The sequence below is a fragment of the Aminipila sp. genome (genome assembly GCF_032051575.1).
Taxonomy (GTDB): domain Bacteria; phylum Bacillota; class Clostridia; order Peptostreptococcales; family Anaerovoracaceae; genus Aminipila.
The window spans coordinates 40,991-64,566 of record NZ_DAMBYD010000010.1 but is presented as its reverse complement, the minus strand read 5'-3'; the positions used below and the strand labels follow the sequence as shown (position 1 = coordinate 64,566).

Annotated in this window: 29 protein-coding genes; 27 read left to right on the top strand and 2 right to left on the bottom strand. The window is 31.5% G+C overall.

All coding sequences use genetic code 11. From position 1 onward, the window contains the following. The first annotated feature begins 43 nt into the window (after positions 1-43). The 16 genes from RTW14_RS14030 (at position 44) to RTW14_RS13955 (ending at position 12,164) form a co-directional block, all read left to right on the top strand. Positions 44-1,009, top strand: coding sequence for a PstS family phosphate ABC transporter substrate-binding protein (locus tag RTW14_RS14030; RefSeq protein WP_312652492.1), 966 nt, complete (start codon positions 44-46; stop codon positions 1,007-1,009). A 150-nt stretch (positions 1,010-1,159) separates the two neighbouring features. Beyond that, the gene (pstC, locus tag RTW14_RS14025; RefSeq protein ID WP_312652490.1) at positions 1,160-2,056 is read left to right on the top strand and encodes a phosphate ABC transporter permease subunit PstC; all 897 of its coding nucleotides are present in this window, start codon (positions 1,160-1,162) and stop codon (positions 2,054-2,056) included. Beyond that, the gene (gene pstA / locus RTW14_RS14020) at positions 2,056-2,958 is read left to right on the top strand and encodes a phosphate ABC transporter permease PstA (RefSeq protein ID WP_312652488.1); all 903 of its coding nucleotides are present in this window, start codon (positions 2,056-2,058) and stop codon (positions 2,956-2,958) included. The genes pstC and pstA overlap by 1 nt, the downstream gene beginning before the upstream one ends. A gap of 14 nt (positions 2,959-2,972) precedes the next feature. After that, the gene (gene pstB, locus RTW14_RS14015; protein WP_312652486.1) at positions 2,973-3,728 is read left to right on the top strand and encodes a phosphate ABC transporter ATP-binding protein PstB; all 756 of its coding nucleotides are present in this window, start codon (positions 2,973-2,975) and stop codon (positions 3,726-3,728) included. A 132-nt stretch (positions 3,729-3,860) separates the two neighbouring features. Then, positions 3,861-4,196, top strand: coding sequence for an ArsR/SmtB family transcription factor (locus tag RTW14_RS14010; RefSeq protein ID WP_312652484.1), 336 nt, complete (start codon positions 3,861-3,863; stop codon positions 4,194-4,196). Between the two features lie 34 nt (positions 4,197-4,230). Continuing rightward, on the top strand, positions 4,231-4,968 hold the full coding sequence (locus RTW14_RS14005; protein WP_312652482.1) for a metallophosphoesterase family protein: 738 nt from the start codon (positions 4,231-4,233) through the stop codon (positions 4,966-4,968). A gap of 16 nt (positions 4,969-4,984) precedes the next feature. After that, positions 4,985-5,467: an arsenate reductase ArsC gene (locus RTW14_RS14000; RefSeq protein ID WP_312652480.1), complete on the top strand. Its 483-nt coding sequence runs from the start codon at positions 4,985-4,987 to the stop codon at positions 5,465-5,467. A gap of 1 nt (position 5,468) precedes the next feature. After that, positions 5,469-5,885 carry an arsenate reductase ArsC gene (locus RTW14_RS13995; RefSeq protein ID WP_312652477.1) on the top strand — a complete coding sequence of 139 codons (417 nt, stop codon included), beginning with the start codon at positions 5,469-5,471 and terminating at the stop codon, positions 5,883-5,885. A 188-nt stretch (positions 5,886-6,073) separates the two neighbouring features. After that, positions 6,074-6,466: an arsenite efflux transporter metallochaperone ArsD gene (arsD, locus tag RTW14_RS13990; protein WP_312652475.1), complete on the top strand. Its 393-nt coding sequence runs from the start codon at positions 6,074-6,076 to the stop codon at positions 6,464-6,466. A gap of 117 nt (positions 6,467-6,583) precedes the next feature. Continuing rightward, positions 6,584-6,922: an ArsR/SmtB family transcription factor gene (locus RTW14_RS13985; RefSeq protein WP_312652472.1), complete on the top strand. Its 339-nt coding sequence runs from the start codon at positions 6,584-6,586 to the stop codon at positions 6,920-6,922. An 18-nt stretch (positions 6,923-6,940) separates the two neighbouring features. Continuing rightward, on the top strand, positions 6,941-7,999 hold the full coding sequence (gene arsB / locus RTW14_RS13980) for an ACR3 family arsenite efflux transporter (RefSeq protein WP_312652470.1): 1,059 nt from the start codon (positions 6,941-6,943) through the stop codon (positions 7,997-7,999). Positions 8,000-8,177: 178 nt separating this feature from the next. Then, complete coding sequence (gene arsA / locus RTW14_RS13975) at positions 8,178-9,920, top strand: arsenical pump-driving ATPase (RefSeq protein ID WP_312652468.1); 1,743 nt, start codon at positions 8,178-8,180, stop codon at positions 9,918-9,920. Positions 9,921-9,962: 42 nt separating this feature from the next. Next, complete coding sequence (locus tag RTW14_RS13970) at positions 9,963-10,232, top strand: hypothetical protein (protein ID WP_312652466.1); 270 nt, start codon at positions 9,963-9,965, stop codon at positions 10,230-10,232. A 374-nt stretch (positions 10,233-10,606) separates the two neighbouring features. Then, positions 10,607-11,065, top strand: coding sequence for a C-GCAxxG-C-C family protein (locus RTW14_RS13965; protein ID WP_312652464.1), 459 nt, complete (start codon positions 10,607-10,609; stop codon positions 11,063-11,065). Between the two features lie 195 nt (positions 11,066-11,260). Next, positions 11,261-11,599: a MarR family winged helix-turn-helix transcriptional regulator gene (locus RTW14_RS13960; RefSeq protein WP_312652460.1), complete on the top strand. Its 339-nt coding sequence runs from the start codon at positions 11,261-11,263 to the stop codon at positions 11,597-11,599. Positions 11,600-11,687: 88 nt separating this feature from the next. Further along, a complete protein-coding gene (locus RTW14_RS13955; protein WP_312652750.1) occupies positions 11,688-12,164 on the top strand; it encodes a DUF2703 domain-containing protein in 477 nt (158 codons plus the stop codon). 137 nt (positions 12,165-12,301) lie between these two features. On the opposite strand, the gene RTW14_RS13950 is transcribed toward RTW14_RS13955, so the two are convergent. Both RTW14_RS13950 and RTW14_RS13945 read right to left on the bottom strand, forming a co-directional pair. Further along, complete coding sequence (locus RTW14_RS13950; RefSeq protein ID WP_312652458.1) at positions 12,302-12,823, bottom strand: ImmA/IrrE family metallo-endopeptidase; 522 nt, start codon at positions 12,821-12,823, stop codon at positions 12,302-12,304. A gap of 83 nt (positions 12,824-12,906) precedes the next feature. Then, positions 12,907-13,311, bottom strand: a complete 405-nt coding sequence (locus RTW14_RS13945) for a helix-turn-helix transcriptional regulator (RefSeq protein WP_312652456.1) — start codon at positions 13,309-13,311, stop codon at positions 12,907-12,909. 206 nt (positions 13,312-13,517) lie between these two features. On the opposite strand from RTW14_RS13945, the gene RTW14_RS13940 reads away from it, so the two are divergent. The 11 genes from RTW14_RS13940 to RTW14_RS13890 all read left to right on the top strand — a co-directional run bounded on the left by RTW14_RS13940 (position 13,518) and on the right by RTW14_RS13890 (position 23,576). Beyond that, positions 13,518-14,087 (top strand): hypothetical protein, encoded by a 570-nt coding sequence (locus tag RTW14_RS13940; RefSeq protein WP_312652454.1) that lies wholly within the window; start codon positions 13,518-13,520, stop codon positions 14,085-14,087. 157 nt (positions 14,088-14,244) lie between these two features. Then, on the top strand, positions 14,245-14,499 hold the full coding sequence (locus RTW14_RS13935) for a hypothetical protein (RefSeq protein ID WP_312652452.1): 255 nt from the start codon (positions 14,245-14,247) through the stop codon (positions 14,497-14,499). Beyond that, complete coding sequence (locus tag RTW14_RS13930) at positions 14,436-14,885, top strand: sigma-70 family RNA polymerase sigma factor (protein WP_312652450.1); 450 nt, start codon at positions 14,436-14,438, stop codon at positions 14,883-14,885. The genes RTW14_RS13935 and RTW14_RS13930 overlap by 64 nt, the downstream gene beginning before the upstream one ends. 635 nt (positions 14,886-15,520) lie before the next feature. Next, entirely contained in the window at positions 15,521-15,733 is a 213-nt protein-coding gene (locus tag RTW14_RS13925; RefSeq protein WP_312652448.1) for an SHOCT domain-containing protein, read from the top strand. An 81-nt stretch (positions 15,734-15,814) separates the two neighbouring features. After that, positions 15,815-17,446, top strand: coding sequence for a recombinase family protein (locus RTW14_RS13920; RefSeq protein WP_312652446.1), 1,632 nt, complete (start codon positions 15,815-15,817; stop codon positions 17,444-17,446). Then, on the top strand, positions 17,418-18,383 hold the full coding sequence (locus RTW14_RS13915) for a recombinase family protein (protein WP_312652444.1): 966 nt from the start codon (positions 17,418-17,420) through the stop codon (positions 18,381-18,383). Before RTW14_RS13920 ends, RTW14_RS13915 begins: the two co-directional genes overlap by 29 nt. After that, entirely contained in the window at positions 18,337-19,992 is a 1,656-nt protein-coding gene (locus RTW14_RS13910; protein WP_312652442.1) for a recombinase family protein, read from the top strand. Before RTW14_RS13915 ends, RTW14_RS13910 begins: the two co-directional genes overlap by 47 nt. A 195-nt stretch (positions 19,993-20,187) precedes the next feature. After that, positions 20,188-20,889: a pentapeptide repeat-containing protein gene (locus RTW14_RS13905; protein ID WP_312652440.1), complete on the top strand. Its 702-nt coding sequence runs from the start codon at positions 20,188-20,190 to the stop codon at positions 20,887-20,889. An 854-nt stretch (positions 20,890-21,743) separates the two neighbouring features. Further along, positions 21,744-22,022, top strand: a complete 279-nt coding sequence (locus tag RTW14_RS13900; RefSeq protein ID WP_312652438.1) for a DUF1413 domain-containing protein — start codon at positions 21,744-21,746, stop codon at positions 22,020-22,022. Further along, complete coding sequence (locus RTW14_RS13895; protein ID WP_312652436.1) at positions 22,019-23,113, top strand: ABC-three component system protein; 1,095 nt, start codon at positions 22,019-22,021, stop codon at positions 23,111-23,113. The genes RTW14_RS13900 and RTW14_RS13895 overlap by 4 nt, the downstream gene beginning before the upstream one ends. Next, complete coding sequence (locus tag RTW14_RS13890; RefSeq protein WP_312652434.1) at positions 23,094-23,576, top strand: ABC-three component system middle component 2; 483 nt, start codon at positions 23,094-23,096, stop codon at positions 23,574-23,576. The genes RTW14_RS13895 and RTW14_RS13890 overlap by 20 nt, the downstream gene beginning before the upstream one ends.

The window sequence follows — 23,576 nt, the reverse complement described above, 5'->3', positions numbered from 1 at the left end:
GTTATGTTCATAAAAAATATTAATAAAACTAAGGAGTAATAAAATGAAGTTAGTTAAATCAAAAATGTCAATATTATTTATATTATTAATGGTTACAATGTTTGCGTTAATTGGTTGCAGCAGTAATTCAAACAATGGACAACCAACACAAAACGAACCAGCTAAAGAAGATACAAAATTAGCAGGAGAAATCAAAATTGATGGATCTTCAACAGTATTTCCTATAACAGAAGCAGTTGCTGAAGAATTTTCAATAGAAAATCCTGATGTAAAAGTTCCTGTAGGAGTTTCCGGTACAGGCGGTGGATTTGAGAAATTCATAGCAAAAGAGACAGATATTAACGATGCATCCAGACCAATTAAAGAAAAAGAAGCTACAGCAGCTAAGGATGCAGGTGTAGAATATATTGAATTAAAAGTGGCATTTGACGGATTATCAGTATTAGTGAACCCGGAAAACAATTGGGTTGACAGTCTTACAGTAGAAGAATTGACAAAGATTTGGGCTCCAGACAGCACTGTGAAAACTTGGAGTGATGTAAGACCTGAATGGCCAAACGAAGAAATTAAATTCTACGCACCAGGAACTGATTCAGGAACATTTGATTACTTTACTGAAGAAATAAATGGTGAAAGTGGAGCTATTAGACCAGATTTTACAGGCAGTGAGGATGACAATGTATTGGTACAAGGTATTTCAGGAGATAAAAATGCATTAGGATTCTTCGGATATGCGTATTATGAAGGAAATAAAGACAAGCTTAAGATTGTGCCTATAGATAATGGAAATGGTCCTGTTACACCAACTTTTGATACAATAAAAGACGGAAGTTATGCACCACTTTCAAGACCGTTGTTTATATATGTAAATAAAGAATCTTTAAATAAATCTGAAGTAAAAGAATTCGTAACATTCTATTTAGAAATTGCTAAAGACATTGTTCCGGATGTTGGATATGTAGCTCTTCCAGATGAAGAATATACAAAGGGATTAGATTTAATAAAATAAGGTTAATAACAATTTATTGTTTTTTCATTTAATTAGAGACGCACTCCTTTAATAAAGCGTCTCTTTCTCCATTAAAAATATTTAAATACTAATTTAAATGCTTTTAATGGTTAATGAAAAATTGTTTAAATAAATTAATGAGGAGTTATTATGAGAAAATATAAATCTAAAAAATTTAAATTAAATGAATTCATAATTGAAAAATTGTTGTTGCTATTTGCAGGTATAACTATTTTAACTACTATAGCAATAATATATTCTTTATTTAAAGAATCCTTTGTGTTTTTTAAAGAAGTATCAATTGTTGAATTCTTTACAAGTACCAAATGGACACCTACTCTGAAACCTCAAAACTTTGGAGTTTTACCATTGCTTACCGGTACATTGATGATTGCAGTTGGAGCAAGTATAATTTCTCTTCCTTTAGGGTTAGGAAGTGCAATATATCTAAGTGAATATGCGCCGAAAAAAGCACGAAAAATCATTAAACCCATTTTAGAAATTTTAGCGGGTATTCCTTCTATCGTTTATGGATATTTTGCATTAAATTTCATTACTCCTTTATTGAGAGATATACTTCCGCAAACGCAAGTTTTTAATGCAGCAAGTGCAAGTATTGCTGTCGGAATAATGACTTTGCCTATGGTTGCATCATTATGTGAGGATGCTATGATGGCTGTACCTGATTCTATAAGACAAGGTGCATATGCATTAGGATCAACCAGGATGGAGGTAGCTACAAAGGTTATTGTACCCGCTACACTGTCAAGCACTGCAGCGGCTTTTCTGCTTGCAATTTCACGTGCTATTGGTGAAACAATGATTGTTGCAATAGCTGCAGGACAAAGCCCGATTTTAACATTAAATCCACTTGAGAGCATTCAAACAATGACTGGATTTATGGCGAATATAAGCATGGGTGACATTCAATATGGGACTATAGAATATAATACTGTATTTGCAGTTGGAGCATTGTTGTTTGTTATCACATTTATTATGAATTTAATTGCTAAAGTAGTAATTAATAAAAGAAAGGAGCAATATTGATGGATTTTAGTATAGAAAATAAAATTGACTTGGATAATAATTTAGATAAACATTTAAAAACAAGAAAGCTTAAAAACACAATCTTTCATTTATTACTGTTATTAACAATTGCATTCTCCATCATTATGTTGGCATTGTTGCTTTTACAGGTATTAAGTACAGGACTAAAATATCTTGATTGGGATTTCATAACAAGCATGCCTTCCAGATTTCCTGAAAAAGCCGGAATCTTATCTGCTTTAGTTGGGAGCATATGGACTATAGGTTTAACAGCATTAATTGCACTGCCATTAGGCGTTGGTACAGCAATATATCTTGAAGAGTACATTAATAAAAAAACTTTATTTAATAAAATTTTGCTTATAAATATTTCTAATTTATCAGGAGTTCCTTCAATCGTATATGGTATGTTAGGTCTTGCTGTGTTTGTTAGGTTGTTTGAATTTGAAAGAAGCATATTATCTGGAGCATTAACAATGGCACTTCTTATATTGCCTACTATTATTGTATCTTCTCAAGAAGCAATAAAAAGCGTCCCAAACAGTTTGAAGGAAGGTTCCTATGCACTTGGAATGACAAAATGGCAGACTATAACAGGAGTAGTTTTACCATATTCTTTGCCGGGTATTCTTACAGGATCAATATTGGCAATATCAAGAGCAATGGGGGAGGCAGCACCGTTAATAATGGTAGGAGCAGCAGGATTTATAGGATTCTTACCTGACGGACCGATGGATTCCTTTACTGTATTGCCTATACAAATTTATAATTGGACATCAAGACCACAAGCTGAATTTCAGAATATTGCAGCAGCCGGAATTATTGTCTTAATGTTGTTATTGTTGTCAGCAAATGCTGTAGCTATTATATTAAGAAATAAATATCAGAACAGAATGGATTAATTGTGGTGAAAAACATGAATACAAAGATGAAAGTAGAAAGTTTGAACTTTTACTATGGAAAAGTTCAAGCATTGAAAAATATTAACATGGATATAGAAGAGAAGAAAATTACAGCGCTTATTGGTCCTTCTGGTTGCGGTAAATCTACCTTTATCAGAACTTTGAATAGAATGAATGATTTAATTGATGGTACTAAAGCAGAAGGTAAAATAATATTTGATGGTAAAAATATTTTAAGTGATGATATAGATATTGCTGAGTTAAGGAAAAAAATCGGCATGGTTTTTCAAAAACCTAATCCGTTTCCAAAATCAATTTATGAAAATGTAATTTATGGTCCTAAAAGACATGAAAAATTAAAGAAATCTCAATTAGATGAAATTGTTGAAGAAAGTCTGACTAAGGCTGCACTTTGGAATGAAGTTAAAGACAAACTAAATAAGTCTGGTTTTGAATTATCGGGTGGTCAGCAACAAAGATTGTGCATTGCAAGGAGCTTAGCAATGCAACCTGAGGTAATATTGATGGATGAGCCTACATCAGCATTGGATCCTATAGCAACATTAAAAATTGAAGAACTTTTAATCGATTTAAAGAAAGATTACACAGTGGTTATTGTAACACACTCTATGGGGCAAGCAACAAGAATATCTGATAATACGGGATTTTTCTTAAACGGTGATTTAATAGAATTTCAAGACACCGTAAATTTATTTTCAAATCCAATAGATAAAAGAACAAGCGGTTATATAACAGGAAGATTTGGTTAATATTGTATAAAAACTGTGTAGTAATTGTAAAATCTAAAAGTGGTTGAAAGTATTTGTTTTGTGGTATAGAATATAACATAATATGATGATAAGTAATTATGTAATATGTTAATTCTAAGGGAGTGAACTTACGTGGAAGTACAAATTAATAATGAAGATATTACAAGATTAAAGTTAATAAGCAAATTTTTTAAAGGTTTTGCAGATTATAGCAGGCTTTGCATTTTTGAAAGTCTAATGGATGGGGAAAAAACTGTAACTGAAATTACAGATTATACAGGTTTTAGTCAATCAAAGATTTCTAACCACCTTAAATGTTTGAGGGAAAGTGATCTGGTAGATGCTAATCAAGATGGAAAATATATATTTTACAAAATTAAAGATGAAAAAATTAAGTCTATTTTGTCAATTGCAAAAGATATTTTAAAAGATACATCAGAAGAAAAATACAATTGTATGAAATATTAAAATAAATTAAATATCAATCTTGGAGTGATTTCATATGTCAACAAAACTTGTTTTTATTTCTGATATCCATGGAAATATTGAAGCCTTAGAAAGCGTAATTAAAGATATAAAAGATAAGCAAATCAGCTTGGAAAATATTTATTGTCTTGGTGATTTAGTTGGTTATGGGCCAAAACCTAATGAGGTAATAGAATTAATAAGAAAATACAATATAAAAACTATTTTAGGAAATTATGATGAAGCAGTTGGATTTTATTTGCCAACTTGCGGTTGCAATATAGATACGCCAAGTGACAAAATTAAAACTCAAAATTCTCTTAATTGGACAGGACAACATACATCTGATAATAACAAAGAATTTTTAAGGGATTTAGAAGAGCAAATAACACTGGAAATTGACTGCTATAAGTTATTGTTAACTCATGCCAGTCCTTATTCAATAAATGATTATGTTTATGAAATTGACACTGAAAAGCAAGAGGAAATAGCAGATAATTTAGAAGAAGATATAATTGTTTTTGGACATACGCACTATCCATATAATAAAAAAATAAATGATAAACTGTTCATTAATACAGGCAGTGTGGGAAGACCAAAAGACGGAGACAACAGGGCTTGTTATTGTATTGTTGAAATAGGGTCAGATGTTGATATAAAATTCATTAGAGTTCCATATGATATTGAAAAGGTAGCCAAAGAAATCGAGGAAACAGAACTGCTTGATGAATTTGCAGAACTTTTAAGATGCGGCAAGGAAATAAAAGATAAGTAAAAAGGGGAATGAAGAGATGATTAAAGTATTATTTATTTGTGTTCATAATTCAGCACGAAGTCAAATAGCAGAAGCATTTTTAAATCGATTGGGTAAAGTAAAATTTATAGCTGAAAGTGCCGGCTTAGAACCTGCTCCATTAAATCCATATGCTGTAAAGGTAATGGATGAAATAGGATATGACATTTCCCAAAATACTTCAAACTCTGTATTTAATTATTACAAAGAAGGAAGACTCTATTACATGATTGTAAAGGTATGTGATCAAATAAATGGTCAAAGATGTCCTATATTTCCTGAGACACAAAGAGTTTTAGATTGGAATATAGAAGATCCTGCAGCACTTACCGGAACGGATGATGAAATATTAGCAAGAACTCGTGAAATACGTGATATTATAAAAGAAAAAGTAGAACTATTAATATGTGAATATGAAGATATTGCTGATAATATAAATGACTGGTATGACACATCAAATAAAAATAAGGAGAGAAATTAATATGAACAATAATAAACCTAAGGTAGCATTTATCTGTGTGCATAATTCATGCAGAAGCCAAATGGCGGAAGCACTTGGAAAGCATTTAGCAAGTGATGTATTTGAAAGTTATTCAGCTGGAACAGAAACTAAACCACAGATTAATCAGGACGCTGTAAGACTGATGAAAAAGATTTATAATATAGATATGGAAGAAACACAATACTCAAAATTGATAACAGAACTTCCTGAAATAGACATAAAGATAACTATGGGCTGCAATGTTATTTGTCCGTTTGTTGACAGCAAGTATGAAGAGGATTGGGGTTTAGATGATCCTACAGGAAAAGGTGATGAGGAATTTGAAAAAATAATTGTACAAATTGAAAAGAAAATTAAAGAACTTGCTGCTGAAATTTCAAATCAAAAGTTATATTGATCAATAAAAAACATATTGACAATTATCTATTTGGTGATACAATTTAAATATAGTAAAATAATATTTACCTAAAAGCCATTGTAACAAATGGCTTTTAATAGGCATACAATATGCGTATATGCTCATATGTAATTATGATTATATATGTTATTAATAAATTAATGTTAATAAAGAGATGGAGGATATAAATGAAAAAGTTGCAAATATTTGAACCAGCTATGTGCTGTTCAACCGGAGTCTGTGGTGTTGGAGTGGATCCTGAACTAATAAGAATTTCTACAACACTTAATACATTAAAGAAAAATGGAATTGAAATAGATAGATTTAACCTATCTAATGCACCTCAAGAATTTTTAAATAATAAAGCAGTAAATACAATAATAAACGAAAAGGGTGTTGATGAATTACCGGTAACAGTTTTAGAAGGTGAAGTTGTTTTAACAGGCAGATATCCAACTAATGAAGAAATAGTAAAAATGATGGATATTCCTGTTAGCAGTCTAAGTTCACAACCCAAAATTGTCAAAGCTACCAAAGGAAAATCAGGTGGTTGTGGCTGTTCTGGCGGAGACTGCTGTTAAATTAATTGATGATATGAAAAGTTGCAGGGAGTACATCCCTGCAATTTACAGAATGATTAATGAGTATATGCTCATATAATTATAATACATTAGTTTGATAATAAAGGAGATGATTAATTGTTAGATATATTAAAGGCATTGGCTGATGAGACAAGATTACGAATCATATCTCAAATTCTTAAATCAGAGATGTGTGTTTGTGAAATAGAAGAGTGTTTGGGACTTACACAGTCAAATGCTTCGAGGCATCTTACGGTACTTAAAAAAGCAGGAGTCTTAGACAGTTATAAGAATGCGCAGTGGACATATTATAAGGTCAGTGATGAATTTCTTAGAGAAAATAAGGAATTATATGATTATCTTATAAAAAAAATCAGTAAATTGCCCTGCTATATAAATGATTGTGATAAGTTTAATGAATGTAAAATAAAAGGATTATGCGATTTTAAAAATTAAAAAATTTGGAGGATTATTATGAGTAATGAAAATAAATCTGGAATTAGTTTTTTTGAAAAATACCTGACTGTATGGGTGCTTTTATGTATGGCAGCAGGGATCTTAATAGGTAAGTATATACCTGCAATACCTGATTTTCTTGAGAAGCTTCAGTATGCACAGCAAAATATTCCTATAGCAATCTTAATATGGATAATGATATATCCAATGATGATGAAAATTGATTTTAAATCTATAAAAAATGTAGGAAAAAATCCTACGGGAATTATAATTTCAAGCGCCACAAGCTGGCTAATTAAACCATTTTTAATGTTCGGTCTTGCTTCATTTTTCTTCTATGTAGTATTTAAAGCATTTATACCGACTGAATTAGCGCAAAGCTATGTTACAGGTGCGGTTCTCTTAGGTGCTGCTCCATGTACAGCAATGGTATTTGTTTGGAGTAATTTAACGCACGGCGATCCTGCACATACACTTGTTCAGGTTTCAATCAATGACTTGTTGATACTTGTATTATTTGTTCCAATAGTTTCATTATTGCTTGGTATGAACAACATTTTTATTCCTTGGGATACACTTTTGTTTTCTATAGCACTGTTTGTTGTTGTTCCTCTGGTTGCCGGTTATTTTACACGAAAATTTATGATACAGAAACACGGAGAAAAGTATTTCAACGAAAACTTTGTTACTAAATTTGATGGAATAACAACCTTTGGATTGCTTTTAACATTGGTTATAATCTTTACCTTCCAAGGAGATGTTATATTAGATAATCCATTTCACGTATTGCTGATTGCAGTGCCGCTTATTTTACAAAATGTAATAACAGCACTTTTAGCATATTTTACTTGTCAAAAATGCAAGCAACCTCATAACATAGCATCACCGGCTGCACTTATTGGAGCATCTGACTTCTTTGAATTATCAGTAGCAGTAGCTATTTCGCTTTTCGGTCCTGACTCACCGGTAGTTCTTGTTACAACCGTTGGAGTTCTAACTGAAGTACCTACTATGCTGGCACTTGTTAAGTTTGTTAATAAAACTAAGCATTGGTTTCCAGAACCAAAAAATAATTAAATATATAAATAAGAAATGCTTTGTAAGTTAGTTATACAATAATTAATTATTGATGGAATAGTTATGACAGATGAATCATTAAGTTAAATAACAAAACAGGAAGTTAAACCAATTCTAATTTCAGCAAGTGGAGCATTTGATTTATTCAAACATATAAAAATTAAGGAGATAATTTACTATGGAATTTTTTAATCCTCAAAATATAAAATTGACAAAATATTTATTTTATACAGGCAAGGGAGGTGTTGGTAAGACATCTACAGCATGTGCAACTGCTGTTACATTAGCAGACAGCGGTAAAAAAGTATTATTAGTAAGTACAGACCCTGCATCAAATTTACAAGATGTATTTGATACAGAGTTAAATAATAAAGGAGTTCCAATAAAAGATGTTCCAAATCTGGTTGTGGCGAATCTTGATCCTGTTCAAGCAGCCACAGAATACCGTGAGAGTGTAATTGCTCCATATAGGGGTTTGATGCCGGATTCAGTTTTGAACAATATGGAAGAACAGCTATCAGGTTCTTGTACCGTTGAAATCGCGTCATTTAATGAATTTTCTAACTTTCTAACTGATGAAAAAGCTCAGAAAGAATATGATTATATAATATTTGATACAGCACCTACAGGCCATACATTGAGAATGTTACAACTTCCATCTGCATGGAGCAACTTTATAAGTGAAAGCACCCATGGAGCATCATGTCTTGGTCAGCTTTCAGGACTTGAAAGTAAAAAAGAAATATATAAAAAGGCAGTTGAAACTTTAGCAGATGGTAAATTAACAACTCTAATTTTAGTTTCTAGACCGGAAGCAGGTCCTCTTACTGAAGCTGAAAGAGCTTCTAAAGAACTTTCAGAAATAGGCGTTAACAATCAAACTTTAGTTATCAATGGAGTGTTGGAATCTTATGATGATGATATATCTGAAAGCTTTTATAGCAAGCAACAAAAAGCTTTGTCAGAAATACCAGAGAGACTAAAAAATACAACAACTTATCTTATTCCACTCAGAGCCTATAATATTACCGGAATAGAAAATGTAAGATCGTTTTTAACAGAAGATAAATATAAAATAAGAGAAGAAAAAATAAATGCACAACATATGCCTAAGCTAAAAGACGTTATAGATGACTTATATAACAGCGGTAAAAAAGTAATATTTACAATGGGTAAAGGTGGAGTAGGGAAGACTACAATAGCTGCAGCAATTGCTTTAGGCTTAGCAAATAAAGGCAAAAACGTACATTTAACAACTACTGACCCAGCCGCTCACCTCAAATATGTAATTAAGGAAAACAGCGGTATAACAATGAGCCATATAGATGAAGAGGAAGAACTTAAAAAATATCAGAATGAAGTGCTTTCAAAAGCAAAGGAAACAATGTCTGAAGAAGATGTTGCTTATGTAGAAGAAGATTTGCGCTCACCATGTACTCAAGAAATAGCTGTATTCAGAGCTTTTGCTGAAATTGTAGAAAAGGCAGAGGATCAGGTAGTTGTTATTGATACAGCACCAACAGGTCATACATTATTACTGTTAGAATCAACACAAAGCTATAACAAAGAAATATCACGTTCGCAGGGAGATATTCCTGAATCGGCTAAGAAACTTTTGCCAAGGTTAAAAAATCCTGCTGAAACTGAAGTTATAATTGTAACTTTACCGGAAACTACACCTGTATATGAAGCAATGCGACTTGAAGAAGATTTAAAACGTGCAAATATTAATACAAAATGGTGGGTTATCAATTCATCATTGTATAGCACAAAGACAACAAACAAAATGTTGTCAGCAAAGGCCAGCAATGAAATTGAGTGGATAAACAAGGTAGATGCACACGCAAATGGTAAATTTGCTGTAATTAATTGGAACGCCGATGAAATTAAAGGTGATAAATTAAATGAGTTATTAATGTAAAAAAAATTATAATAATTAAGTCAAATAATGGAGGATGAAAAAGTGATTATTACCAATGAAGCAAAAACTATGCTTATGAAATCTTTAGCATCTAATGAAAATGACTGTTTGAAGGCAAGGTTACAAAAATCATGCTGCGGTACATCTTTATATTTTTCGTTAGCTAAGTTACATGATGGTGACGATCCTGTTACAATAAATGGAATTCCAGTACTTATGGATAGTCAAACACAAGAAAGGGCAGAATCTGTTACATTAGCTGTTAAAGATGGCAAGTTAGTTATTGAAGATGAAGCATCATCTTGCTGCTAATAGTTTTAATGATGTTGATACTGAAGGATAACCATATAGCCTAGTAAGATTTGTCGTTTTACTAAATTGAAGCCTTGGGAGGCTGATGTTACTCTCAAGGCTTTTTTGATATGAAGTTACCATTTTGCCCTTAGGTATTGTTGATATAGCTCTCAGGGTAATTCATTCAACTAATATAACATGAGTTGATGAAATTGTCATAAGAATGGCACACTCTTTTTTAGTATAATTAATTTTCATGAGTTTATAAATATGCATAACATTAAGTAATTTGACTATAAATTTAACTAGTGATAATCTAAGATTGATATAAAATGAAGTAGTTTAGTTATTTTAATATTTATCAAGATTATTAGATAAAAGGACGTGGAGAAATGGTAGATAAAATTAATATTAGCAAAATTAAAAAAACAGCTGAGAATTATTATAAGAATGGAGATTTTTTTTGCTCTGAGGCTGTGTTAAAAACAATTATCGATGAATTTCAAGTTGATATTTCAGATGATGTAATAAAATTGTCATCAGGATTTCCGGTAGGTATGGGGAATTCAGGATGTACTTGTGGTGCAATTTCCGGTGGCATAATGGCAATAGGTTTGTTTTTTGGGAGAAAGATTCCGAAGGATCCATCTGTAAACGAAGCAATGTCTTTAAGCGCAGAATTACATAATATATTTAAAGCAAAACAAAAGAGTACATGCTGCAGAGTACTTACAAGAAATATGGAGCTTGGCTCCGAAAAACATATGGAGCAGTGTGTACGATTTACAGGAGAAATGGCAGAAGAAACAGCGAAACTAATTGCTGATAAATTAAATATAATAATTATATAACTAAATTAATATATATAATAATTAACACAAGTTTAATATGTATTAAAGTATTGTTGAATATGTATATATGAGATGCCTCTAGATGTATTGAAAAATTATCTTAGAGGCAAATTTTATTTTGTATGGTATATAAATTTATCATTTCAGGCCAAAAATAAAAATGAAAATATCTTTCATAAATGTTGAAATATTATTTTGATCGAATATACGGCACTTAAAAAGGTAAATGAAAATAAAGACATGACAATCCTATCAATCGGCAATGAACTAAACATCACTAAAAGCGGAGCTAGCAAAATTGTAAATAGATTAGAAAAAAAGGGCTATATCATTAGGATTCAATCACCTTTGGATGGTAGAGTATGCTGTGTACAAATTTCCGAACAAGCAAAACCAGTCATTAATAAAATTGAACAAAAGTATGTTGGATATTTAGAAAACATGTTTAAAGATCTTGATCCTGAAAAAGTCGACAATATCAAAGAATCATTGGATATTCTAGTAGATTTGGTACATACGCAAGGATTTATATAGTATAAAAACAAAAATTAGGGGGTAACTTAATTGAACACTTTTATAGAAACAATTAAATACTTCAGGGTGCTGTGGAAGCCAAGCAGAGATAAAAATCGAGAGAAAACAAATTGTAATTGATTTTTTATTTCTTGACTTGAGTGTTTGTACAAGATGCCAAGGAGCTGAAAACAGTTTGGATGAGGCGCTGAAGGATGTATCTAATGTTCTTGAAGCAACAGGAACAGATGTAGTAATAAATAAAGTTAATGTTAACACTGAAGAACTGGCTGTTAAGTACAAATTCCTTACTTCACCTACATTTCGTGTAAATGGACAGGATATTCAAATGGATTACAAAGAAAGTTTGTGTGAATCCTGCGGAGATTTGTGCGGTGACGAAGTTGACTGCAGAGTTTGGATTTATCAGGGAAATGAATATACTGAGCCTCCTAAAGCCATGATTATAGAAGGAATTCTCAAGACAGTTTATGGTGGAGACTTAAGTGAAAATATAGAAGAGTCGGAATATGTTATCCCGGAAAATCTAGTGCATTTCTACAATGGTATGAAAGAGAAGAAGTAAGAATTTTATACCCGAATAAAAAAAAGTATTAAAGTTATAAAAAATGGTATCTAATTGATGCTGTTTTTTATAACTTTATATTTCTGACATGTTTATAAATACCTGCTCCAAATACCGAAGTTGTATAATAGACTCTCTTATTTTGCAGATACATCTCTAAAGAAATTAATACAGGGACGGTATGGTACATTAAAGTCAAATCCCATCTTATTCATTTCTTGCATTTTTATTAAGAGCAAATTAATGTTAGAATTGAGAGTGCTTGCAATCTGAGCAACATCATAACCGTCTCTTACAAAATTAAGTACTTCTTCATTTTTCAGAAGAATATGTGCTGCGAACGCATTAGCTTCATATTCTGTAATGTTTTTTAGATTAAACAGAGCAAACTCTTTTAAGCCTTCACTTGCCAAATCTTTATGAAAAATATCATGACCAATTTCATGTGCAAGAACCATCTGCAACATATGATCTTCTAAATTATTGTTTAAAAAGATCATTCGATGTTTCCACTTGCAAGTATACATACCAAGTAAATTATCGTAGTTTCCATAATAAAGTTTAACCCCAAGGTCGCTTGCAATTTGCAGAACATTGTTTGTGGCAGATTTTTGTACAAGTTGTTCTGCCTTTCTATATATTCCAAAAGAATCAATCAAATCATAACCTCCCCATAAATCAACACTTATTCCGTATTCCCCATATAAATTGTATTAAATCAAAGGTCTTATAAATAGTATAGTTATTTTTTGTACTTCTTAGGCGTGTACTTTTTATTATCTTCTTTAGCATCCCAATAAGCCTGCTGAAGGGAACGCATAATGGCATCTTTATCAGACTCTGATAATTCACCACCGGCAAATAAGCCACCGATTTCGGCAACTAATTCAGCAGCCTGTTTTGCACCACGACTTCCATACTTTTCTTTTGCCTCAGTAATAAATACTTCGTCTTCAGTAAGGAGAAAGTTTATATCAATATCAAAATAATTTGCTAACTTTGAGTAAATTTCTCTTTTCTTGGGATAACTCTTCCCAGTTTCATAGCTTATAATCGTACGTAGTGATACACCGATTTCTTTGCCAAGCTCTGTCTGATTTATTCCTTTTTCTTTTCTCAAGTATCTGAGTTTATCGCCGAATTTCATAGTAGCCTCCTCCTGTGTGCAGATTAAGTGCACAAATCATATTTTTATTCTATTGACAAATGCAATATATCTTCGTATAATATTAAATATGAAGAATAACTACATATGATATTAATTCAATCTTCACATTTTGTCAACAGAAAAGTACGGTGTGTAAAAAATTTAAATATCTAAATATGACTCAATAAAATTAACGGAGGACTATTATGAGAATGACAAAAGCAATGAAAAGCATTTCTCTTATGTATGATGGAATGCACTTTGATGAAGAGCAAGTTTTTCACAAATCAAAACTACTTCTTGAAATTTACAGAGATGTTGTATGGAAAACAATACAAGAAGTTGATTATGTGAGAGAAGTATGTGAATCCTACTATAGCCAAAATTTGAATTTAGCACTAACTTATTTAAATGATTTTGCGCCAACTGAGCAAAAAGAAGAATTTAAAAATAAAATGTCCTGTGTTTTTGAAACCTCTTGGATTATAGAATTAATAGATACAGCGATGTTAAAGATTTATGAGTATCACACAAATGGGAAACTTTATCATGAAATTTTGTCTAAATGTTATGTCAATGCAATTTCAATGAATGAGCAGGAGATATTAGAATGCCTTTCTTTAGAGAGGACAAGTTTTTACATGAGAAAAAAAGAAGCAATCAAATTATTTGGCATAGCATTATGGGGATATGCGCTTCCCAAATATAAGACTATTTTTATTGAAAGCGGTGAAAATGTTTTCGATAATACATTTTGCGAAGCAAATCCAGTCTAAGTGTGAACATAATGTAAACAAAATGCGAACCAAGTACGGATAAATCGTGTACGGACATTCAACACTTAATACTCTATAATATCTAATATGGGGTAGCTATAAAATAAAAAATATCAAGAAATTAGCTTCGACGTTATTTAATGTCGGGGCTATTTTTATGCCCTTTTTTAATGATAAGGCAATTAAGCCGCGAGTAACAGAAATGTTACATCCGGCTTTTTCTTTGCCTATTTTTTGGAGGAAAGATGAGAAAGTTGGTGCAAGGTCTAAAAATCAAGTGCAGATCTCCTCCTTTTCTGATGTTGAAACAAATGAAATTCAAACATCAGAAAACGGAGGAAATGCCACATGGCTAAAGAAAGAAGAATACCAAATTACAGAAAGATGTACCCGGAAGCAAGTGAAGAAGTAATTGCTTTATTAAGACAGGGAGAAAGAAAGCTTCTTTATCACGAATATGATCTTAAAGTAGAGAAATTTATAGTTGATGAAGAAAAACAGAAAGTCTTTTTTATTCAAAGCAAAGAGGACTCCCTAGAACGTCTCATTGAAGCAGATGTTCAATTTTACGATGAAGATACCAATGTTGAAGAAATAGCAATTAAGGCTGTTATGATTAATAAACTTCTTGAGGGCTTAAAACATCTGACTAAGGAAGAACATGAACTGATTACGGCTCTCTTTTACGAAGGAATGACAGAAAGAGAATATGCGGAATTTAAAGGAGTATATCACAATGCAATTCATAAAAGGAAAATAAGAATATTAAAAAAGTTAGAAAATTTTTTGAAAAAATAAAATTCTAAGGTGTGCAACCCTCTCGCTTAACGTGGAAGTAAGTGAGGGGGTATTTTTATCCACTCAAAAGTACTTTGAAAATTGTATATCCAATTTCATAAATACGTTAGCTGATGAGCCTGAAAAAGGGCAAGCGACAAAGGTAGATGCGCCAAGACCACCTGTAAAATCAGAACCTGAATCCATGCAATTGGGTTTTTTCTCTTCTGATTTTATAAAAGCGGCAAGTTAAGGTACGAGCGGACCCATCTGACCTTAAAACAATATTGCTGTAACTAATTTTAAAAAGTTCGATTGTTTCGCAACGACCTCATCAGTCTACAATGATACTTCTGCCCAGCCACAGACATCGCAATGGGGGCAGCCTGCGGAGATCCCGGAGGAGGTGAGAGTCCTATGATGAAGTTTAACTTGCTTCAGTTTATGAAATTGCCCTATGTTTTGTTTATACAAGACTTTGTACTTGGGAAGTAGTGTCAAATAAAGTACAAACAAAAATGAAGAAAACTGACTTAATGTCAGAAGCAATGGGGATTACTTTGCTTTATCTGGTTTTCGCTTTAGCGGATAATCCAGTAAGGTAATCCCTATTTTTGTGAGATTAAGTATGAATATAGATATAAGGAGTCTGAAAAATGGGATTTGATATATATAAAATTGGAGCAGAAGCTTCGAAAGAGTATGAGATGACAAAGGAGCAAACTAAGCAGGAAGTTCAATATAAGATGGCTCAGAAGATGTTGAAAATACTACTTTACAAAGGTATTGTCACAGAAGTTGAATATGAAAAAATAGATGATTTGAATATACAAACTTTTTCTCCTCTTCTTGCAAAAGTATATGTGTAAAAACACTTGCTTTCTCATGATGTTTGGAGTATTGTGTGTTGCTAACAAGGGAATTAATTCCCGGAAAGGAGAAGAAATCATATGGCTAAAAAGGTAATGAAAATAGAGCCTGTAAGACAGAAAGTATTACAGGAATTAAGGCCTAAGAAAAGGGTATGCGCCTACTGCAGAGTTAGTACTGATTCTAATAAACAACATACTTCCTATGTTGCTCAGGTTGAATATTATAAGTCCTTTATTGAAAAACGAGAAGAATGGGAATTTATAGGCATTTTTGCTGATGAAGCTAGAAGTGGTACACAGGTTAAAAAACGTGATGAATTTATACGAATGATGAAAGAATGCGAAAATGGAAATATTGATATCATCATCACTAAATCTGTTACCAGATTTGCAAGAAATACTATTGACAGTATTGAAGCCATAAGAAAATTAAAATCTCTTGGCATCACCGTATATTTTGAGAAAGAAAACATCAATACAATGTCAGAACAAAGTGAGCAAATGTTAACCATTTTAAGCTCTCTAGCACAAGGTGAATCAGAAAATATATCGACAAACAGCCGCTGGGGAATTCAAAAAAGATTTATAGACGGAACATTTAGACTTCCAAGTGTAGCCTTTGGATATAACAGAGACGATGAAGGCGAATTAAATATTAATGAAAATGAGGCAGCAATTGTTCAAAGGATTTTTCATGAATATTTAAGTGGTAAAGGAGTTTATGCAATTGCAAGAGATTTAACAGAAGATAATGTACCAACTATTAGAAGTGCTGAAAAATGGAATGATAATGTAATAAATCAAATCATAAAAAATCCAATATATGAGGGTGACTTGATTTTACAAAAAACTTATACAACTGATGGCCTTCCTTTCACGAGAAAAACTAATCGTGGGGAGAGGCCTCAATTTTTAATAAGAGATAACCATGAACCAATTATCACCAGAGAACAAGGTGAAATGGTGCGAGAAATCTACGAATACAGAAGAAATCAAATGGGGATGGATTACAAAGGTAAATACCAAAATAGGTATGAATTCAGCAGTAAAATTATATGTAAAGAATGTGATGGAATTTTTCGAAGACAAAAAATATATATAGGAGAACCCTTTGAGAAAGTACAGTGGAGCTGCAAAACACACATTGAAAATAGTAAAATATGTAAGACAAAGCCAATAAGGGAAGATATCATCAAAGATGCATATCTTGCGATGTGGAATAAACTTGTAAGCAATTACACTTTTATCCTGACTCCTTTACTCGAATCTCTTAAAAATTTAAGAACCAACAAGGAACAGGAAGTAGAAATAGAAAAATTAAATAACAAAATCATGGAATTAACAGAGCAGAGCCATATCCTCAGCAGAGTAGTGCAAAAAGGATATATGGACTCTGCTATTTTTATAGAAAAACAAAATGCAATTAATATTGAAATTGAAGAAACCAAGAAAAAGCGAAACAGCTTGCTTGACAGTAATGGTTTTGAAAAAGAAATTGCAGGAACAGAACAGATACTAGAAATTATAAGGTACAATCCTGATTTGCTGGATGATTATGATGAAAATTTATTTACAAATACGGTAGATAAAGTATTAATCGGAAGTGATCGAACAATTACATTTAGACTCATTAATAACCTTGAGCTTACAGAGTATACAGATAAAGGCGGTGAAATAGATAATGCAAAGTCATATGCCGCTAGGATATAAAATGATAAATGGCAACATTGAAATTGATGATAAACAAGCAAAAACCGTAAAGGCAATCTTTGAAGAGTATATAAAAGGAAAATCCATGCTGGCAATAGCAAAGGAACTTACTGAAAAGGGAATTCTTAATGCTAATAAAAAGACAAATTGGAATCATGGCTCAGTAGGAAAGATACTGCAAAATGTCAAATACATGGGAGAAACATATTATCCAAAGCTTATAGATGAATCAGATTTTGAAAAGGTACAGATACAAAGAAAAGAACGAGAAATTAAGCTTGGAAGAACAACGCTTCAAAATACTATGAAAAAACAATCAGTTTTTAACAGAAAAATATTCTGTGGTGAATGCGGAGCTTATTATAAGGTTTATGCAGAACATGCCGGAAAGAAATCAGAAAAGAAAAAATGGAAGTGTAAAAAGTATCTTATAAATAACAAAGTTAACTGCAGAAACCTATTTTACACCAATGAAGAGTTGAAAGATATTTTTATAGATGCAGTAAATGAACTGATACAAAAAAAGTGGATGCTTGAAAAAAATGAGAAAAAAGAACCACTAAAAATGAGCTTTGAATTAAGGCAGACAGAAAGCCGGATAAAAGAACTTGAACAGGAAGAAGAATATTCATCTACAGAACTTGCATTACTAATTTTTAAAAGAGCAGAGCTCATGTATAACTGCTTAAAGGTAGATGATTATAAAAATAATACAGAAAAAATAAAAGTGGCATTACAAGATAAGAAAATAATATCTGAATTTGATGAAGAACTCTTTGAAACCATAATAAAACATATCACCGTGTATCAAGATGCAAAAGTAGAGGTTGAATTTATAAACGGAATTATAATAAAAATGGAATTAGAATACAAGCGAAAGGATGAAAAAGATGGCAGTAGCAAAAAAGACGGTAGCAATCATACCGCCACAAATTAAATATGATAAGCATGTAAGAGTAGAACAAAAAAAATTAAGGGTAGCAGCTTATTGTAGAGTTAGTACATTACTTGAACAGCAAGAAGGCAGCTATGAGGCACAAGTAGATTATTATACTGAAAAGATAAACAGTAATCCAAACTGGAAATGTGCCGGAATATTTGCAGACGATGGAAAGAGTGCAACTCAAACTAAAAAGCGTGATGATTTTAATGCCATGATAGATGCTTGTATGGCGGGGAAAGTAGACTTATTGCTAACAAAATCCGTCAGTAGATTTGCAAGAAATACCGTAGATGCTCTCCAATATATCCGTAAACTGAAAGAAAAGAATATACCCGTTATTTTTGAAAAAGAGGGTGTAAATACAATGGAAAGCGGAGGAGAACTACTTATAACCATCCTCAGCAGTCAAGCCCAAGAAGAAAGTAGAAACATCAGTGAAAATACAAGATGGGGATTAACAAGAAGATTTGAAAATGGAATAATATCCGTAAATCATAAAAAGTTTTTAGGCTATACAAAAGATGAAGATGGAAACCTTATAGTAGTACCTGAAGAAGCAGTAATCGTAAAAAGAATTTTCCGAGAATACCTGGAAGGTAGCAGCATTTTACAAATTGCCAAAGGGTTAGAAGCTGATGGAATTAAGACCGTAACTGGATTAGAACATTGGCATCCCGGAACAATAAATAATATGCTCTCAAATGAAAAGTTCTGCGGAGATGTATGTATGCAAAAGACTTATACCATAGATTTCCTTACTAAGAAGAAAGTAAAGAATGAAGGGTATGCACCTCAATACTATATAGAAGATAATCATGAAGCTATTATTCCCAAAGAATTATTTCACCAAGTACAAGTAGAAAAAGCAAGACGGGCGAGTCTTAATAAAGCTGCCGTTACAAGGAAGACAAATAAATCTAAAAAGGAAAAAAGTAAATACAGTTCCAAGTATGTACTTACTGACCTTATGGTATGTGCAGAATGTGGTCATGCTTATCGCAGACAGACCTGGTCAAAATACGGAAAAAAATCAGCAGTATGGCGATGTGAAGACAGGCTAAAAAATGGTACAAGTTCAAAATGTAAAAATTCTCCCACTTTAAAGGAAGAGCAACTTCACGATGCCATAATGAATGCTATCAACGATGTAGTAGAAAATAGTGGCGATTTTATAGAAGCATTCAGAGAAAATGTCATTAGAGTTATAGGAAATTATAGTACTGAAGGGATTACAACCGAGTATGATGACCAAATTGATGTGCTACAAAAACAAATGCTAAAGCTTATCGAAGATAACGCAAAACAAGGAGCTGTAAGCGAAGATTTTGATGAAGCCTACAGATACATATCAGAACAGATTAATGAGCTTAAAAAAGCAAAAATAAGGCTTGTACAGGCGAAAAAAGAAGCAGAGAACTATAAGCAGCGGGTAGAGGCATTAGACAAAGCTATGTCCACGGTAAACCCAAAGGTAAGAGAATTTGATCAGGAACTTGTTAAAAGGCTTATACAAAGCATCCGAGTGCATAAAGGGATGAAGGTAGAAATACAATTTCACTCTGGAATAGTAATGATGCAGGAAGTGGATTATTACGAAGATTAATATAAAGGCGAACAAGTTAGTATTTTATAGGAATTACAATACCGTAATTGTTATATCAACGGTTGCGGTTTTTCTATATATAATTAACAGAATCTCGTATGTAAATGGGTATCATTTTCTAATTTATTATAAATAAATATGAATACCGCTTTTTTATATATCTAAATTCTGATATTATTATATCGAGGTGATCATGTGACAAAAAGAGGGAAAAGCAAACATAAACGTATACTTAAGGTTAAACGTATAGAAAAATTAAAAGTTGGTAAATTAGTTAGATTTGATTTACAAAATTCGCCTAAGAGTTATAAAGGAATTAAAAATAAATATTGTTATCAAACTAATATTCATAACTTAATATATAAAGGTACTGCATTTGAAAATGTAAGATATCAAGCATCAAATATTACAAAATGCAATTATAGAGATGCTTCTTTGACTGGGGTTGATTTTTGCAATTCTAATTTAAAAAACAGCGATTTTAGAAATTCAAAACTAAAAAATGTTATCTTTTTTAATTGTAATTTAAAAAATTGTAATTTTGAAGGAACTAAAATGGAAGATGTATATTTTATTTGTACAAATATTAATTCTGCAATAAATTTGATATTAAATTCTAAATGTGAAGTTATAGCATCATACCCAAAACTTAATTTGTCCAAAAGAATGAATGAAAATATCAATGCATTAGCAAAAATTCACAATATATTTAAACCTCATGTCATACATGTTACTGAAAATAAACCTAATTTATGGATTATAAAAATATTATTAGATTATGTTGATGAAAGTAATTTGGAAAGATGTTTTTATGCCTTGCAAAAGAGGAAAGATACAAGAAACTTCTGCTCCGTGTTTGCATATAAGCAATTTATTGACAGCTATTTAAAAAGGTAGTAAAATAATCAAGTACTGCCCTGGAACAAAGAAATTTGTGAAATTCTACTCGGAGAATGGGTACAAGTTATGGTAGATAGTATTCGAGGAGGGATGCCTATGATTAATGACGTATTAACAGTAATTGCATTTGTTGGATTTTTGTTAGAAATTGTTTTGAATAGCAACATTCCATCCCGATTACTCGGGGTTGTATAATTTAATATAGACAATAATTATTGGATAGTAGAATACTCTACTGTCTTTTTTTATGTTTGTAAGTACCCAACTATAGCAATAAATAAATTATATAAGTACAATAAACTGGAAACCTATGATATGGTTGTATTTATTAAAAAAGATGATAACAGAATGCATACAGATTGGATGTTTTCAATGATTGAATAAAATGTTGTAAACTTTATTGCAAAACATACTTTTCTTGCAGATAAGATTATTATGACATATATGCTGTTAAAGGTAAATCTTTGAATCTTGTTATGGCGGTTTTATCAAAAATTGACCATTTCAGAATTTCTGCTGAGAAATTCCACTTCTAGCATCTATTCAGTAAGTTGAAGCATAACCAAAAGATTTATATGTTGCAACCATAAAGAAAATGTAAGCAATTTGGAATATCGAAATAGCATAGGTAATGCAAGTTAATAGGATAAAATTTTTTTATAAATACATTGTTTTTAAAGAATAAACATGAATAGGATGTGTTTCCTACTCCAGATTATATAAATATAAATCTAATTATTTTGTAAATATGTGTCTAAAATATTGAATTGATGTTGTAAACTAATAGGAAAAGTTATACAATAAAAATAACAATGTTGTTTATATCGTTATTCTATTTTGGAGGTACACATATGTCGAATGTTAATGACCTAATAGAAATAGCTAAAACTGAAATAAAAAAGTTAAATTTGAGAAAAATATTATTGGTAAAAAACTTGTTTAAGGAAAATGAGTGGATCAGGATTTCTAGAATTGATAGGATTTTACTTGAAACATTATTTCTTAATTATACTAATACAACATATAACGGAATAACTCCTAAAGAAAAAACTTTAACTTCCTCCAGTCATCAAAAACATAAGAAAATTACAGATCAGATTCCTAATAATGAGGTGGTGTTTCTCATATGAATGTTATTCCACTACCAATTAATGAAACTCCAAAAGATGCAAGTAGAATTTTTGATTTAACAATTGATCCAATAGTTCGTCTGCGAACCATCGAGTCAGGAGAATTTGAAGATATTGCTTGTGAGTGGGCATCAGGATATCTAACTCATTTTGAGAATTACAAAAATGTAGCCCAAATTGGAGGATCAAAAGATTCAGGGAGAGATATTGTTGCTTATCTTGATGAATCTTTGCAAAAATTTGATATTTTTCAGTGCAAACGATATAAAGAACCATTAACTCCTTCAGTATATATGTCTGAATTTGGAAAACTTTGTTACTACACAATGACTGGAAAGTATAATAAACCAAGAAAATATATTATTGTAGCAAGTAACGGTGTAGGACAAGACTTAAGAGAATTAATAGAACATCCAAAAAAAATAAATCAGCAGTTGATTGACAGTTGGGATAAATATTGCAAACCTAAAAAGAAAATTATATCAGAGGGGCTTCCTTTATCGGATAAATTGAAAGAATATATTATGCAATTCGACTTTAGCATTGTATCAGAGATTTCTCCTCAAACTTTACTGGAACAGTTTTCTAAAACAAGTTGGTATAAATATCACTTTGGTGGTGGCTTAAAGCAACGTCCACGAGTGAAAAAACCGCAAGAAGTTCTTGATAATGAAGAAATAAAAATGGAATATGTTCATCAATTACTACAGGTATATTCAAATCATGAAAATGTGGAAATAAAAGACGTTGAAAGCCTTAAATCGAAGAAAAAATTACATAATCATTTTAAACGTCAAAGAGAATGTTTCCATAATGCACGAGCATTAGAGAGATTTGCTAGGGATGAATTGATAATTGATGATGTTTATGATCACTTAAAAAATCAAGTGTATCATGGAATTGTTGCTACTTGTGAAGCAAATTATGATGATGATTTAAAAAGAGTAGATGAAACAGTCTCAAGGTCTCAAGTTCTTTCTATTAAGACAACAGAATTGGGCGAAATTAATATTTTGGAAAAGAGTGGGATTTGTCATGACTTAGTAAATGATGGGGAGATGAGTTGGATAGATGACAAAAACGAAGATTAAAATATTTAACTCACCTGAGGAAGTTGGAGTGAGAATTCTTTTTATTTTGCATGTATGTGGAAAAAGGATGAGTTCCCAAAGAATTATGTATTATGACTATTTTTCATTACACTTAAATGATATATCTGATGCATATGAAAGTTTACACCCTGATAATCCAAATCATTCTTCAGAGATTGCTGTTCGTAGGGTAATGGTAAACCATGGCCTAAATCTTATGATTTCAAAAGGATTAATTAGCATTAAATACTCAAAAACAGGAATTTACTATGAAAAAAATCAACTAACTACTTCCTTTGTTACTTTATTTCAAAATGGGTATGTTGATAAATTAAAGAAAAATATCAAAACTGTAGATGAGAAGTTTTACAACTATTCGGATAAACAAATTTATAAATATATTGATAAAAATATCGGTTCTTGGGTTGGTGAGTTTGAAAAAGACTTTTATAGTAGGTGGTAA

Bases quoted from the DNA above. Each gene is read 5' to 3' on its own strand.
- pstB (WP_312652486.1), top strand. From the start codon at position 2,973: ATGAATACAAAGATGAAAGTAGAAAGTTTGAACTTTTACTATGGAAAA.
- RTW14_RS13895 (WP_312652436.1), top strand. From the start codon at position 22,019: ATGAATGTTATTCCACTACCAATTAATGAAACTCCAAAAGATGCAAGT.
- pstA (WP_312652488.1), top strand. From the start codon at position 2,056: ATGGATTTTAGTATAGAAAATAAAATTGACTTGGATAATAATTTAGAT.
- RTW14_RS13915 (WP_312652444.1), top strand. From the start codon at position 17,418: ATGCAAAGTCATATGCCGCTAGGATATAAAATGATAAATGGCAACATT.
- arsD (WP_312652475.1), top strand. From the start codon at position 6,074: ATGAAAAAGTTGCAAATATTTGAACCAGCTATGTGCTGTTCAACCGGA.
- RTW14_RS13945 (WP_312652456.1), bottom strand. From the start codon at position 13,311: ATGAAATTCGGCGATAAACTCAGATACTTGAGAAAAGAAAAAGGAATA.
- RTW14_RS13930 (WP_312652450.1), top strand. From the start codon at position 14,436: ATGGCTAAAGAAAGAAGAATACCAAATTACAGAAAGATGTACCCGGAA.
- pstC (WP_312652490.1), top strand. From the start codon at position 1,160: ATGAGAAAATATAAATCTAAAAAATTTAAATTAAATGAATTCATAATT.
- arsA (WP_312652468.1), top strand. From the start codon at position 8,178: ATGGAATTTTTTAATCCTCAAAATATAAAATTGACAAAATATTTATTT.
- RTW14_RS13995 (WP_312652477.1), top strand. From the start codon at position 5,469: ATGAACAATAATAAACCTAAGGTAGCATTTATCTGTGTGCATAATTCA.
- RTW14_RS13890 (WP_312652434.1), top strand. From the start codon at position 23,094: ATGACAAAAACGAAGATTAAAATATTTAACTCACCTGAGGAAGTTGGA.
- RTW14_RS13935 (WP_312652452.1), top strand. From the start codon at position 14,245: ATGCCCTTTTTTAATGATAAGGCAATTAAGCCGCGAGTAACAGAAATG.
- RTW14_RS13965 (WP_312652464.1), top strand. From the start codon at position 10,607: ATGGTAGATAAAATTAATATTAGCAAAATTAAAAAAACAGCTGAGAAT.
- RTW14_RS14030 (WP_312652492.1), top strand. From the start codon at position 44: ATGAAGTTAGTTAAATCAAAAATGTCAATATTATTTATATTATTAATG.
- RTW14_RS13900 (WP_312652438.1), top strand. From the start codon at position 21,744: ATGTCGAATGTTAATGACCTAATAGAAATAGCTAAAACTGAAATAAAA.
- arsB (WP_312652470.1), top strand. From the start codon at position 6,941: ATGAGTAATGAAAATAAATCTGGAATTAGTTTTTTTGAAAAATACCTG.
- RTW14_RS14000 (WP_312652480.1), top strand. From the start codon at position 4,985: ATGATTAAAGTATTATTTATTTGTGTTCATAATTCAGCACGAAGTCAA.
- RTW14_RS14005 (WP_312652482.1), top strand. From the start codon at position 4,231: ATGTCAACAAAACTTGTTTTTATTTCTGATATCCATGGAAATATTGAA.
- RTW14_RS13910 (WP_312652442.1), top strand. From the start codon at position 18,337: ATGGCAGTAGCAAAAAAGACGGTAGCAATCATACCGCCACAAATTAAA.
- RTW14_RS13920 (WP_312652446.1), top strand. From the start codon at position 15,815: ATGGCTAAAAAGGTAATGAAAATAGAGCCTGTAAGACAGAAAGTATTA.
- RTW14_RS13940 (WP_312652454.1), top strand. From the start codon at position 13,518: ATGAGAATGACAAAAGCAATGAAAAGCATTTCTCTTATGTATGATGGA.
- RTW14_RS13925 (WP_312652448.1), top strand. From the start codon at position 15,521: ATGGGATTTGATATATATAAAATTGGAGCAGAAGCTTCGAAAGAGTAT.